At 47.5% G+C, this 13042-nt stretch carries 13 protein-coding genes; 3 read left to right on the forward strand and 10 right to left on the reverse strand.

Annotated elements, in window-relative coordinates:
- Both H6A32_RS03935 and H6A32_RS03940 read left to right on the forward strand, forming a co-directional pair.
- Complete coding sequence (locus tag H6A32_RS03935) at nucleotides 1-939, forward strand: TIGR01212 family radical SAM protein (protein WP_204863812.1); 939 nt, start codon at nucleotides 1-3, stop codon at nucleotides 937-939.
- Nucleotides 940-954: 15 nt separating this feature from the next.
- Entirely contained in the window at nucleotides 955-1467 is a 513-nt protein-coding gene (locus tag H6A32_RS03940) for a DUF4364 family protein (RefSeq protein ID WP_204863813.1), read from the forward strand.
- A gap of 106 nt (nucleotides 1468-1573) precedes the next feature.
- Here H6A32_RS03940 and H6A32_RS03945 read toward each other — a convergent pair whose 3' ends face one another.
- The 5 genes from H6A32_RS03945 to H6A32_RS03965 all read right to left on the reverse strand — a co-directional run bounded on the left by H6A32_RS03945 (nucleotide 1574) and on the right by H6A32_RS03965 (nucleotide 6694).
- Nucleotides 1574-2890 carry a replication-associated recombination protein A gene (locus H6A32_RS03945; protein WP_087168290.1) on the reverse strand — a complete coding sequence of 439 codons (1317 nt, stop codon included), beginning with the start codon at nucleotides 2888-2890 and terminating at the stop codon, nucleotides 1574-1576.
- 2 nt (nucleotides 2891-2892) lie between these two features.
- Complete coding sequence (locus tag H6A32_RS03950) at nucleotides 2893-3624, reverse strand: tRNA threonylcarbamoyladenosine dehydratase (RefSeq protein WP_087168291.1); 732 nt, start codon at nucleotides 3622-3624, stop codon at nucleotides 2893-2895.
- A 15-nt stretch (nucleotides 3625-3639) separates the two neighbouring features.
- Nucleotides 3640-4326 carry a polysaccharide deacetylase family protein gene (locus H6A32_RS03955; protein ID WP_242958952.1) on the reverse strand — a complete coding sequence of 229 codons (687 nt, stop codon included), beginning with the start codon at nucleotides 4324-4326 and terminating at the stop codon, nucleotides 3640-3642.
- Nucleotides 4327-4443: 117 nt separating this feature from the next.
- Entirely contained in the window at nucleotides 4444-5031 is a 588-nt protein-coding gene (locus H6A32_RS03960) for a flavin reductase family protein (RefSeq protein WP_087168292.1), read from the reverse strand.
- 10 nt (nucleotides 5032-5041) lie between these two features.
- The gene (locus H6A32_RS03965; protein WP_087168293.1) at nucleotides 5042-6694 is read right to left on the reverse strand and encodes a putative manganese-dependent inorganic diphosphatase; all 1653 of its coding nucleotides are present in this window, start codon (nucleotides 6692-6694) and stop codon (nucleotides 5042-5044) included.
- 194 nt (nucleotides 6695-6888) lie between these two features.
- On the opposite strand from H6A32_RS03965, the gene H6A32_RS03970 reads away from it, so the two are divergent.
- Nucleotides 6889-7587 (forward strand): S1 RNA-binding domain-containing protein, encoded by a 699-nt coding sequence (locus H6A32_RS03970; RefSeq protein WP_087168294.1) that lies wholly within the window; start codon nucleotides 6889-6891, stop codon nucleotides 7585-7587.
- 94 nt (nucleotides 7588-7681) lie between these two features.
- Here H6A32_RS03970 and H6A32_RS03975 read toward each other — a convergent pair whose 3' ends face one another.
- The 5 genes from H6A32_RS03975 to ilvN all read right to left on the reverse strand — a co-directional run bounded on the left by H6A32_RS03975 (nucleotide 7682) and on the right by ilvN (nucleotide 13040).
- Entirely contained in the window at nucleotides 7682-9592 is a 1911-nt protein-coding gene (locus tag H6A32_RS03975) for an NAD(+) synthase (protein WP_204863814.1), read from the reverse strand.
- A 21-nt stretch (nucleotides 9593-9613) separates the two neighbouring features.
- Entirely contained in the window at nucleotides 9614-10495 is an 882-nt protein-coding gene (hslO, locus tag H6A32_RS03980; RefSeq protein ID WP_087168296.1) for an Hsp33 family molecular chaperone HslO, read from the reverse strand.
- A gap of 22 nt (nucleotides 10496-10517) precedes the next feature.
- Nucleotides 10518-11279: a class I SAM-dependent DNA methyltransferase gene (locus H6A32_RS03985; RefSeq protein WP_204863815.1), complete on the reverse strand. Its 762-nt coding sequence runs from the start codon at nucleotides 11277-11279 to the stop codon at nucleotides 10518-10520.
- Between the two features lie 115 nt (nucleotides 11280-11394).
- Nucleotides 11395-12435 carry a branched-chain amino acid aminotransferase gene (locus tag H6A32_RS03990; protein ID WP_346342239.1) on the reverse strand — a complete coding sequence of 347 codons (1041 nt, stop codon included), beginning with the start codon at nucleotides 12433-12435 and terminating at the stop codon, nucleotides 11395-11397.
- Nucleotides 12436-12524: 89 nt separating this feature from the next.
- Nucleotides 12525-13040 (reverse strand): acetolactate synthase small subunit, encoded by a 516-nt coding sequence (gene ilvN, locus H6A32_RS03995; RefSeq protein WP_430749570.1) that lies wholly within the window; start codon nucleotides 13038-13040, stop codon nucleotides 12525-12527.
- Nucleotides 13041-13042 lie beyond the last annotated feature (2 nt).

Below are 13042 nucleotides of genomic sequence, written 5' to 3' on the forward strand. Positions count from 1 at the left end.
ATGGACGCGACTGTACGCTGGGGCGAAAAGCGGTATAATTCGCTGGATTATTATATCAAAGAGACTTTTCATGAAAAACTGTACAAACTGTCCCTGAATGCCGGCTGTACCTGTCCGAACCGTGACGGCACCTGCGGAACACGTGGCTGTATCTTCTGCAGCCGTGGAGGCAGCGGTGATTTCGCGGCGGACGTTTCTCTTTCCATCCCGGAACAGCTCCGGGTGGAAAAAGAAAAAAAGAAATCCAAATACTCGGGACATTCTTATATTGCTTATTTTCAGGCCTACACGAATACATACGGCCCTTTGGAAGTTCTGGAAAAGGCATTTACCCAGGCTTTGACAGATCCAGAGGTGAAGGTGCTTTCCATTGCTACCCGTCCGGACTGTCTCTCTGCGGAAATTCTTGACCTCCTGGAGCGGCTCTCCCTGATCAAACCGGTCTGGATTGAGCTTGGCCTTCAGACGATTCATGAATCCACAGCCGAGTTTATCCGGAGAGGTTATCCTCTTCCGGTTTTTGAGGAGGCGTTGAAAAAACTCCGTGCCCTTGGTCTTTCTGTGATCGTCCATACGATTTTATATCTGCCCGGTGAATCCGAGGCTGATATGCTGGAAACAATAGAGTATCTGAACAGACAGGATATCCAGGGGATCAAGCTTCAGCTGCTCCACGTACTCAAGGATACCGATCTGTACGACTATTATCTGGAGCACCCATTTTTTCTTCCAACCATGGAAGAATATCTGGAATTTCTGGGGACCTGCCTGTGCTGTCTCAGACCTGATATTGTTATCCACCGTCTGACCGGGGACGGTCCGAAATCGTTGCTTGCCGCTCCCCTCTGGACCGGAAACAAGCGGCTGGTTCTCAATCAGATGGAAAAATCTTTCAGGGAAAGAAATATCTGGCAGGGCAAACACTATCACGCTCTTTAGAAAGGAGTATGCACTATGGCAGAAACATTCACACTCTATAAACTGATCATTTTGTACATGCTCAGCAAGGTAGATTTTCCTCTTGCAAACGCTCAGATTTCCGATTTTGTTCTTGGAAAAGGGTATACGACTTACTTTACCCTCCAAAAAGCGCTCTCCGAACTTACCGAGTCCGGTCTGATCCGGGAGGAGACAACACACAACCGTACGATGTACCATCTGACCGAGGAAGGAGCCGAATCAATCTGCTTTTTCGAGAATAAAATTTCAGACGCAATTAAAAAGGATATTGACGACTTTTTTATCGAGAAGAAATTTTCGCTGAAAAATGAAGTGTCTGTGAAATCCGATTACTATCGGAACACAAATGGAGAATTCTCCGTACACTGCCAGGTGATCGAACACTCCATGCCTCTGATCGATCTGACAGTTACGGTCCCTTCTCACGAGGAGGCTGAAACCATGGCGGCGAACTGGGCCGCAAAGAATCAGGAAATCTACGCCTACATTATGACACATCTGCTGTAATTTGTATTGAAAAGAATAAACCCCCGTGAGATTCCGGTTTGCAGCTCCAGAATTCTCACGGGGTTCTTTTTTGCATATAATATTCCGGATGAGGACATCCGCTTCTTTACTGTTTCCTGATATAGGAAAGCCAGTCTTTTAATTCTTTTTCTTTTCCCAGATCTCCCGGATGGTAGAATACACTTTCCTTGATTTCATCCGGAAGATACTGCTGGTCAACGTAGTGGTTCGGATAATCGTGTGCGTACCGGTAACCGATTCCATGTCCCAGCTGCTCGTGCCCTCCATAATGGGCATCCTGAAGATGCGCAGGAACCGTTGTCTTTTTGCTTTTCACACTTTCCATTGCCTCGGAAACCGCCCGCACTGCAGAGTTGCTCTTCGGAGCGGAAGCCACGTAAAGCACGGCCTGGGACAGAATAATCTGTGCCTCCGGCATCCCGATCCGCTCCACTGCCTGGGCTGCCGATACCGCCACGGTCAGTGCCATCGGGTCTGCGTTTCCCACATCCTCCGATGCGCAGATCATGATTCTGCGGGCAATAAACCGGATATCCTCTCCGGCATAAAGCATCTTTGCCAGATAGTACACCGCAGCGTCCGGGTCGGATCCCCGCATGCTTTTGATAAAGGCGGATATGGTATCATAATGGTTGTCCCCGTCCTTATCGTAACGGACTACTCTTTTCTGGATGCATTCTGATACAACATCCAGTGTCAGATGAATGAACCCGTCACTGCTTCTTTCGGTAGTCAAAACGGCAAGCTCCACCGCATTGAGCGCCAGTCTGGCATCGCCACCCGACATATCTGCCAGAAATGCGCTTGCATCCGGATCGATCCTGGCGTGATAGCTTCCCATTCCCTTCTTCTCATCGTAGACAGCCCGGTGAATCAGGCTTTCCACATCCTCCTTGGACAACGGCTTTAATTCAAAGACGGTGGACCGGGAAATCAGCGCCCGGTTTACTTCAAAATACGGATTCTCCGTCGTCGCCCCGATCAGAATCACCGTACCATCCTCCACAAACGGCAGGAGGTAATCCTGCTGTCCTTTGTTAAACCGGTGGATCTCATCGATAAACAGAATCGTCTTCTGCTGGTACATTCCCCTTGCCTTTTTTGCCTCTTCCACCACCGCTTCCATATCTTTTTTCCCTGCAACTGTCGCGTTGATCTGGCAGAATCTTGCGCTTGTTGCATTGGCGATGACTTTGGCAAGCGTCGTTTTTCCGGTCCCCGGCGGGCCGTAAAAAATGACGGAACTTAGCTTGTCCGCCTTGATTGCACGGTAAAGCAGCTTGTCCTTTCCGATGATATGCTGCTGTCCTGCCACTTCTTCCAGTGTCTCCGGCCTGAGCCTTGACGCAAGCGGTGACTCTGTCTCTTTTTGTTTTTCCCTTGCATATTCAAATAAATCCATCTCTATCTGTCTCCCTCCCGGTATCCGCTCAAATTACGGATCACTTCTCCGGCGATCATCAGCCCGGCCACAGGCGGAACAAAGGAAATACTGCCCGGAAGCGATCTTCTGGCCCCCTTTTCCTCTTCTGTCACCCGGTCGGAAATATCCACCGGCTTTTCTTTGGAATACAGTACCTTAAGGCTCTCCACATTCCTCTTTTTCAGCTCTTTTCGCATCACGCGGCACAGCGGGCATACGGATGTATTTCGGATATCATCAATCTCAAACATCTCCGGATGCAGCTTGTTTCCGGTTCCCATACTGCTGATCAGCGGAATCTGATGCTCTTTGGCATACTCTGCCACCGCAAGCTTTGCCGTCACGGTATCGATAGCATCCACAATATAATCCGGGCGGATTTCAAACACCTGTTCCAGATTTTCTTCCAGTACAAACTCCTCGTAAGTCATCACCTGAATCTCCGGTGAAATGTCGGCAATCTTTGCTTTCATGACTTTCGTTTTATACTGTCCGACCGTACTGTGAAGGGCAATGGACTGCCTGTTGATATTTGTCAGAGATACCTTGTCATGGTCCACGAGAATCAAATGTCCCACACCGCTTCTGGCCAGTGCCTCGATACAGTGAGACCCGACACCTCCTACCCCAAGCACGGTAACGCAGGAGTGTCTCAGCCTGTCCATTCCTTCTGTTCCTAATAATAATTCTGTCCTCGAAAATTCATGCAGCATCTTATTTCACTTTCCTTAATCCATAATCAGTTCATCGACTGTCACAAACCGGTATCCTTCCTCCTGCAGGGTATCTATGATCTGAAGTCCCGCCTCCACGGAAGTCCCGTAACAGTCATGTAATAAAATAATACCATTTTCTTCTGCCTGCGTCACTACCTTTCTTACGATTTCCCCGGTACTTTTCGTGCACCAGTCAAGAGGATCAATATCCCATTTTACCGGAATCAGATCGATTTCTTCCAAAGTTTCTTCTCTCCACGAGCCGTACGGAGGCCGGATAAAAGCAACCGTTTCCCCCGTGATATTTTCGATTACTTCATTCGTCTTTTCAATCTCCTTTCTTTCCGTCTCCTGATCTACTTTCGTCAGTTCCACATGATGGTACGTATGATTCCCGATCAGGTGTCCTTCTTTTTGCATCCTCCGGATCAGATCCGGATGTTCCTCCGCCTCCTGACCGATCACAAAAAAGCTTGCTCTGACTCCCCTCTCTTTCAAACCATCCAGAAGTACAGGAGTAGATATACCGTCCGGGCCATCATCAAATGTAATGGCAATCCTCTTTTCCTCCTCTTTTTTCTTCACATCGCTGATGCTTTCGATCGTTTTCTTTGTGTTCTGCCACATTCCCGCCATGCAGACTGCCGCAATCAGGATGATCTCCGCTGTAAGTCTCCACTGTTTTCCGAATTCCTTCACGCTGTGCCCGCCTCATTCTTCTCTCCTGTAACTTTATTCACCGGGAGATACAGATAGAACCCGGAATCTGGAACAAATTTTTCCAGCCTCCGGGTTCTTCCCTTGTTTTTGCAAAGTTTATTTTCTTTTTTTCTTTTTCTTCTTTTTCACACTGAACCCGAAAGTTCCGAGCTGCTTCCCAAGAGTTAAATACTCCCCATGGGAATAGGCAATCAGCCCTGTCTTGTTCAACTCGAACTTTCCATTTTCATTCATGTACTCACTGCTCACCTGAACGCCCGTTACATCCGCCAGAAACATATCATGTGTTCCAAGACGTATAATCTCTCTGACTTTACACTCAATATTCACCGGACATTCCGCAATTGCAGGCGCATACTGAAGGGACTCTGTCTTTTTTCTTGTGAGTTTCATCTCGTTCCATTTATCGACGTCTTTTCCGGAACGCACACCGCAGTAATCGGCCGCCTTTGCAAGCTGTTCCGTCGTAAGGTTGACAACAAACTCTCCGGTTTCCTCGATCATATGGTGGGAAAACCGGTTCGGCCGGACAGAAATATAGAGCATCGGCGGATCTGAACAGACCGTTCCCGTCCACGCCACCGTCAGGATATTGTCTGTTCCGTCTTTCCCTGCACAGCTTACCATCACTGCCGGGAGCGGGTACAGCATATTGCCTGGTTTAAAAATCACCTTGTCTGTCATATACTCCCTCCTACTGCTGCAGTTCGCTCACCAGTGTCGGGATCAGCTGTTTCTTTCTGGATACGACACCGTTTAATACGATCTGATCTGTATCTTCCGGAAGCTCAAAAGCATCGATCACGGTCTGCCTTGCACTTCCTCCACAGCAGAGAAGCTCTGTAGACTGGTCTACAATATTCGTAAGCATAAAGAATACCATATCCAGTCCGCTTTCTTTCAGCACATCCGGCAGTTCCGGACATACCTTTTCCCGGATCTCCTGCAGTTCCTCGCTGCTCATGGAATTGATCTGTCCCACTCCGAACGTCAGCTCATTGACATGGAACTCCTTGAAATCCTGGAAACAGATCTCGGAAACAGATTTATTCGCAAGATTGCTTCCTGCTTTGAACATCTCTTTTGCGAACTCATCGATATTTATTCCCGCAATCTGAGCAAGCGTTCTCGCAGTCGCTTCATCCATCGGAGTGCAGGTCGGCGACTGGAACAACAGGGTATCGGAAATAATCGCTGCACAGAGAAGACCTGCTGTCTCTCTGGACGGAGTAATCTGGTTTTCCTGATACATCTGATAGATAATGGTCGCAGTACAGCCAAGCGGTTGGTTTCTAAAATAAACCGGACCCATCGTCTCCAGATTTCCGATTCTGTGGTGATCGATGATCTCAAGAATTTCCGCCTCTTCAATTCCGTCTACCGCCTGCGTCTTTTCGTTATGATCGACAAGAACGACCTGTTTGCGCCTCGGCTTTAACAGTCTCCGTCTGGAAATAAATCCGGTGAACCGTCCCTTTTTATCAATAACCGGAAAATCACGGTATCTTTTCTTGGACATGACATCCCGTACTTCCTCCAGGTAATCATTCATATGGAACGTGCTCAAATGTTCTTTGGTCATAAAATATTTGACCGGAATACTTTGATTGATCAGACGGGCGGTCGTAAAGGTGTCGTGCGGCGTACTGATAATCACTACATCTCGCTCGGATGCCAGCTTCCGGATCGTCTTCGATACCTCCGCTCCCTGGCAGATGACAAGGCAGCTTGCATCCATTTCTATCGCACAAAGCTGAGACTCGTACCTGTTTCCAACGATGACAAGATCGTCTTCATCGATAAAATTCTCCATCATATCCGGAGAGGAGGCTGCGATAACAACCTTTCCTTTCACGAAATATGCATGCTCGTTCCCTGTGACGATCTTCCCGTCCAGTGTATTCATAATGCTTCTGTACTGTGTCCGTGCGTCGGACAACAGATAACTGTCATAGAGCTCCATATAGGAATTGGCAATATCTCCAATCGTGATAATTCCTTCCAGCTTCTGCTCATTCAGAACCGGCAGCGTCCGAATACTGTTTTCCCGCATCATCGCCCAGGCCTCTTTGATCGACGCCTGGCTGGAAACTCCGTCAATCTTCCGGATATCCACATCTTTTAACTGCTGAAATACATTCTGAAGGAGCGCCGGCTCTTCCACATGAAAATAGTCAAGAACATATCTGGTCTCCTCCGAGACCTCTCCGGCTCTTTTTGCCACATAATTTTTTCCTGTAATCTGCTTTTTTAATTCTGCGTATGCAATGGCAGAACAGATGGAATCCGTATCCGGATTTTTATGTCCTACCACATATACCTTTCTGTCTTTCTGATTATCTGACATACTTTTTACATTTCCTCCCATATGCCGTACGTGCCGGCCAATCTTTTACTTGATATAAAAATAGAGTATCATCTTTTTGATTCCGCGCCAACTGTTTTTTCGGTTTTCATAAAAATATTCTTTCACTTTGCTTTCTCTAACAAAAAATCTATGATATACTTTCTAGAGAAAACACAAAAAGGGGTGCATCATCAATGAACGAAGAATTAGAAACAAAAACATCTGCCCTGGAACCGCAGGCAGAGTCCATGAAAGACTATGAAGACCAGTTTGATATCGCCGATCCATGGCATATCGTACAAAACTATATGGACAACCGTACAAACCTTACATTGAAAGTAGAAGGTGTGGTCAACGGCGGCGTGATCGTCAAGGTGGAAGGCCTTCGCGGTTTTGTCCCGGCATCCAGACTTTCTCTTTCCTATATCGAAGATCTGGAAAGCTATCTTCTGAAAGAAATCACCGTCCGCGTCATTGAGGCAGATCCGGAAGAACACCGCCTCATTCTTTCCGCCCGTGAGATTTTAAAAGAAGAAGAAGCCAGAGAGCGTGCCGAACGCATCTCAAAGATCCAGGTTGGAAGTGTTATGGAAGGCACCGTGGAATCCATTCAGTCCTACGGCGCGTTTGTCCGCTTTGACGATGGCCTCTCCGGACTTGTCCATGTATCCCAGATCTGCGAAAAACGGATCAAAACACCGGCCGATGTCCTGAAGACAGGAGACCGTGTCAATGTCAAAGTCATCGGAATCAAAGATGGAAAACTGAGCCTGAGTATCAAAGCTCTTTCCGAAGAAAAAGAAGAAGAGACAGAAGAACTGCATGTAGAGCTTCCAAAATCCGAAGAGATCGGAACAAATCTTGGAGATCTTTTCAAAAATATCAAACTGTAATTCCTCTTCAGACAGTTCTGGTTGAAACAGCCGGGGCGGATTCATGTCCGGACAGTCCGGAAGATATCCGCCCTCTTTCTTTTATCTCTTTCTCTTATAACCGTTCCAGATCCTGAATCCAGACAGCCGCCGAAGCATCGCTTGGCATCCTCCAGTCTCCCCTTGGAGACAGAGCCACCGTACCTACTTTCGGTCCATCCGGAAGGCAGGAACGCTTAAACTGCTGTGAGAAGAATCTCCAGTAGAATTTCTTCAGCCATTTCAGAATCGTCTCATCATCATAGACACTTTTAAATGCATGCTTTGCAATCCGGTAAATTTTGGACGGCTCATATCCAAAACGCAGCACATAATAAAGGTAAAAATCATGAAGCTCATACGGTCCCACCAGATCTTCTGTCTTCTGCGCAATCTTACCGTCCTCCGGCGGCAGAAGCTCCGGACTTACCGGTGTATCCAGCACATCCAGCAGAATCTTCTGAAGCTCTTCATCCCCGCAGGTGTCCGCATAGTACTGTACCAGATGGCGCACCAGCGTTTTCGGTACAGAGGCGTTGACACCGTACATGGACATGTGGTCTCCGTTATACGTCGCCCAGCCAAGAGCAAGCTCTGACATATCCCCCGTTCCGATGACAAGTCCTCCGTCTTTGTTGGCAAGATCCATCAGCACCTGTGTCCGTTCCCTTGCCTGACCGTTTTCATATGTCACACTGTGGTCATTCAGATCATGGCCGATATCGCGGAAATGTACAGTCACCGCTTCCCGGATCGGCACTTCCAGAAGAGAAGCACCAAGTCTGCATGACATCTGGCAGGCGTTTCTGTATGTCCGGTCTGTCGTCCCGAAGCAAGGCATGGTCACCGCCTTGATCCGGGATCTTGGAATTCCAATCATATCAAAAGCCTTTGCCGTCACAAGGAGCGCCAAAGTGGAGTCCAGTCCGCCGGAAATGCCGACTACTGCTCCGGAAACCTTTGTATGAACCAGTCTTTTTTTCAGCCCCATAGCCTGAATAGACAGAATCTCTTCGCATCTTGCGGCACGTTCCTTTTCATCCTGCGGAACGAATGGTGCCGGGGAAAAGGTTCTTGTAAGGGCCGTCTCCTCTTCTTTGACGGAAAACGGAACAACCGGCAGTGTCTTTTTTGCCGCAGAACGGAATGTCGTATTTTTCCGGCGCTCGGACAGCAGCCGCTTGATATCAATTTCGCTGTAGATTGTTTCATTCGCAAACCGCCGGGAAGCTTTCAGTATCGTCCCGTTTTCCGCAATCAGATTGTGTCCGCCGAACACAACATCCGTGGTGGACTCTCCTTCCCCTGCGTTGGCGTAAACATATCCCGCAATCAATCTGGCTGACTGTCCTTTGATCAATTCCTCCCGGTAACGGTTCTTTCCGATTGTCTCATCGCTCGCGGAGCAGTTCACAAGAATCACAGCTCCTTCCAGCGCCGCCTTGATGCTTGGCGGAACCGGGGACCACACATCCTCACAGATCTCCGCTGACAGGATCAGTCCCTCAGTCTCCATGGACTCAAAAAGGATCTGCGGACCGAATGGTACTTCTTCTCCTGCAAACTGGATCATTCTTACCTCTTCCGGTCCCGGAGTGAACTGACGCATTTCATAAAACTCTCCGTAATTCGGAAGGAACGTCTTTGTTGTAAATCCAAGAATCTTTCCCTTATTCAGGGCCGCTGCCGTGTTGTACAGCTCACCGTCCACCGCAAGAGGACATCCGACAAAAACAACCGATTCCAGTTCTTTTGTTTCTTCGGCAATCCTGCAAAGTCCTGCTTTTGCCTGTTCCAGAAGAATATCCTGGGTAAACAGATCACCGCAGGTATATCCCGTGATGCAAAGCTCCGGAAAGACAATGATCTTTGCGCCGTTTCCCGCTGCCTCTTTCATCTTTTTTATAATTTCTTCTGTATTAAATGCCGTATCTGCCACACGGATATCAGGTGTAGCCGCCGCCACTTTGATAAATCCCTGTTTCATGCCCCGTTCCTCTTTTCCTTTTTATTTTTTCTTTGCCTGTTTTAACAGAGCGGAAAGCTCGTCCACACTGAAGCTGTATGCAGTGTTACAGAAATGGCACTTCACTTCAATGTCTTTTCCTTCATCAATCATCTCTTTGATCTCTTTTTCCCCGATACTGATAATTGCCTTTTCAATCTTTGTCTTAGAACAGTCACAGTAGAACTGTGTCGGAAGGGTATCAGTAATCTCAATATCCATTCCTTTTAATACTTCCTGAAGCAGAGATTCCGGTGTATGTCCCTGTTCCAGAAGCGCAGTAACAGAATGGATGTTGCTGATATTTTCCTCCAGCTGTTCCAGCACTTTTTCTTCCACAAACGGCATTACCTGCACGATAAATCCTCCGGCACATTTCACCGTATTGTCTTTTTCCATCAGAACTCCCAGTCCTACCGAGGACGGTACCTGTTCGGAATTTGCGAAATAATAAGTCAGGTCATCTCCGATTTCACCGGTCTGAAGGATCGTCTGTCCCACATACGGCTCTTTTAAGCCCATATCTTTAATTACATTTAAAATACCAAGTCCCAGTGCGCCGCCTACATCCAGCTTGCCGTTCTTAGGCGGAAGCATCACATCCGGATTTTCCACATATCCTTTGACATTGGCTTTGCTGTCTGCTGTCACCGTCAGTCCCTGAATCGGTCCGTCACATTTGATCTGGATGGTCAGGATGTCCGTATCATTTTTCATCATGCTTCCCATCATGGCTCCGGCTGTCAGCAGTCTTCCAAGCGCAGCGGTCGCAACAGGGCTTGTATTGTGGTGCTGTCGTGCTGTCTCTACCATCTCTGTCGATGTCACCGCAAACGCACGGATCTGGCTGCCCGCCGCGGTTGCTCTTACTAAATAATCTTTCATTACTGATTCCTCATTTCTTTCTTTATTCGGCTCTGTTCTTTCCACATTCTCTTGCCACTACACAGATGCGGGTGCTTTCTTCGTCCGGCTGCTCTTTCGTAAAGCCGTCATACATCGCAACAAGTTCCATGCCGGCTTTCCTCAGACAGTCCGTCACTTCCCTGACCGTATAGCCTCTCTGAAAATGGGTTTCTTCAAACTTTCTGTACAGTTCTCCCTCACGTACAAAAATCGTCAGATCATACTCGTTGATCCGCTCCTGAGAGTCATAAAAATTCTCCCAGATAAAACTGCACTCGTCTCTGTTTTCCGCAATCGTTGTATCCCCCAGGATCTCCCTGTATTTATATTCTGTATTAAAATCAAACAAAAACAGTCCGCCCGGATCCAGATAGTTGTTCACCAGTGCAAACGTCTCTGCCAGCTCTTCGGGCTCCGTAATATAATTGACGGAATCACAGGCGCTTATGACTGCGCGGACCGTACCGTAGAGCTCAAACTCCCTCATATCCTGAAGAAGATAAAGGATATCATGTCCGGAAGCCGCTTTCTTCTCCGAAGCAATCTCCAGCATCTCTTCCGAATTATCCACTCCGATCATGTCATAGCCAAGCCCTGCCAGAAGCTCTGTCATGCTTCCGGTGCCGCATCCAAGATCCAGAACGAGCCCGTCCCGGATTCCGTTTTCTTTCAGAATCCCCGCATAATATTCTGTCCATTCTGCATATGGGACATTGTCCATAAATGTATCGTATACTTCCGCAAATCCTGTATATGCATCCATTTGATCATCTCCCGCCGACTATAAATCCGGCTTATTATAGCATGATTTCCATATTTTTTAAAGGGGAAATCAAAATCCCCCGGACATCTTGCCCGGAGGATCTGTTCCATTTTCCTTATTCAATTACATGAATCCATCCTTCCGGAGCCTCGATCCGCCCCATCTGGATTCCTGTCAATGTGTCATAGAGCTGTTTTGTCACCGGTCCCATCTCATCCATGCCGCTTGCAAAACAGATTTCTCTTCCGTGGTCTACAATCTTGCCCACCGGAGAAACAACGGCAGCTGTACCGCACAGTCCGCATTCCGCAAATTCCGGAACTTCTTCCAGAGTCACTTCCCGTTCTTCTGTCTCAAGCCCAAGATACTCTTTTGCCACGTAAAGGAGCGAGCGTCTTGTAATGGACGGAAGGATGGAGGATGATTTCGGTGTTACAACTTTTTTATCTTTTGTGATAAAGATAAAGTTGGCTCCGCCTGTCTCCTCTACCTTTGTTCTTGTAGCGGCGTCGAGATACATGTTTTCCGCATAGCCTTCTTCGTGTGCTGTCACAATTGCATGAAGGCTCATGGCGTAGTTCAGTCCTGCCTTGATATGGCCGGTTCCGTGCGGTGCCGCTCTGTCAAAATCAGAAACCTTGATCGTAATCGGCTTTGCTCCGCCTTTAAAATATGGTCCGACCGGAGTGGTTAAAATGCGGAACTGGTATTCAGCCGCCGGACTCACACCGATCACCGGACTGGAACCGAACATATAAGGCCGGATGTAAAGGGTTGCCCCGGAACCGAATGGAGGTACCCATGCGGCATTTGCTTTTACTGTCTGTGTTACCGCATCAATAAAGCGCTCTTTCGGAAATGCCGGCATTTCCAGTCTCTTTGCCGAATCAATCATTCTCTCAGCATTTAAGTCCGGACGGAATGTTACAATCTTTCCGTCTTCTGTTGTGTATGCCTTTAATCCTTCAAATACGGTCTGTGCATACTGGAACACACCCGCACACTCGTTGAGTACGATACTGGCATCGGATGTCAGACATCCATCGTCCCACGCACCGTCTTTAAAATTGGAAACATATCTTTTATCGGTCTGGATATACCCGAAATCCAGATTTGACCAGTCCAAATTTTTCTTTTCCATTTCCATCCACTCCAATCTTGTTTTCTTATTTTTCTAGTATAAGACTGTTTTGGAAAAAATTCAAGAGTGCGCTCTGTTTTTTTTGAATCCGTATGATTTTCCTGCTACCGCTCTGCCATACTGATTGCTTCAATTCCGACGCTTCCGCCCCGCACGACTTCCACATCCCGGAATTCTTCTTTCAAAAGCTTGACAACCGCATCATTTTTGGTGGCCGTCTGCAAAAATTCAAGCAGCATACTGTCTTTCCCGTAATCGATCACTTCCGCCTTGAAGGTCTCGGCAATCTGGAAAAGCTCTGTCTTTTCCTCCAGACTGCATTTTTTCACTTTGACATACAGGATCTCCTTCATGCAGACTGAAAGATCCGTAAAATCGATGACCTTGATCACTTCCACCATCCGGTTCAGCTGTTTTTTAATCTGTTCAAAAGTCTCCTCATCACAATGCGTTTCGATCGTCATTCTGGAAATCGTCGGGTCTTCTGTCCGTCCCACCGTCAGACTTTCCAGATTATAGCATTTTGCCGAAAACAACCCGGAAATCTTGGAAAGCACACCAATCTGATTTTCCACATAAAGAGAGATCCATCTTTTTTTCAACATTCCATTCATTTCCATTT

Origin of the sequence: Drancourtella massiliensis (genome assembly GCF_016900655.1) — a bacterium.
In the GTDB taxonomy this organism is placed as follows: domain Bacteria; phylum Bacillota; class Clostridia; order Lachnospirales; family Lachnospiraceae; genus Sellimonas; species Sellimonas catena.

Excerpts from the sequence above, each read along its gene's own strand:
- H6A32_RS03935 (WP_204863812.1), top strand. The coding sequence starts at position 1 with ATGGACGCGACTGTACGCTGGGGCGAAAAGCGGTATAATTCGCTGGAT.
- H6A32_RS03940 (WP_204863813.1), top strand. The coding sequence starts at position 955 with ATGGCAGAAACATTCACACTCTATAAACTGATCATTTTGTACATGCTC.
- H6A32_RS03945 (WP_087168290.1), bottom strand. The coding sequence starts at position 2,890 with ATGGATTTATTTGAATATGCAAGGGAAAAACAAAAAGAGACAGAGTCA.
- H6A32_RS03950 (WP_087168291.1), bottom strand. The coding sequence starts at position 3,624 with ATGCTGCATGAATTTTCGAGGACAGAATTATTATTAGGAACAGAAGGA.
- H6A32_RS03960 (WP_087168292.1), bottom strand. The coding sequence starts at position 5,031 with ATGACAGACAAGGTGATTTTTAAACCAGGCAATATGCTGTACCCGCTC.
- H6A32_RS03965 (WP_087168293.1), bottom strand. The coding sequence starts at position 6,694 with ATGTCAGATAATCAGAAAGACAGAAAGGTATATGTGGTAGGACATAAA.
- H6A32_RS03970 (WP_087168294.1), top strand. The coding sequence starts at position 6,889 with ATGAACGAAGAATTAGAAACAAAAACATCTGCCCTGGAACCGCAGGCA.
- H6A32_RS03975 (WP_204863814.1), bottom strand. The coding sequence starts at position 9,592 with ATGAAACAGGGATTTATCAAAGTGGCGGCGGCTACACCTGATATCCGT.
- hslO (WP_087168296.1), bottom strand. The coding sequence starts at position 10,495 with ATGAAAGATTATTTAGTAAGAGCAACCGCGGCGGGCAGCCAGATCCGT.
- H6A32_RS03985 (WP_204863815.1), bottom strand. The coding sequence starts at position 11,279 with ATGGATGCATATACAGGATTTGCGGAAGTATACGATACATTTATGGAC.
- ilvN (WP_430749570.1), bottom strand. The coding sequence starts at position 13,040 with ATGGAAATGAATGGAATGTTGAAAAAAAGATGGATCTCTCTTTATGTG.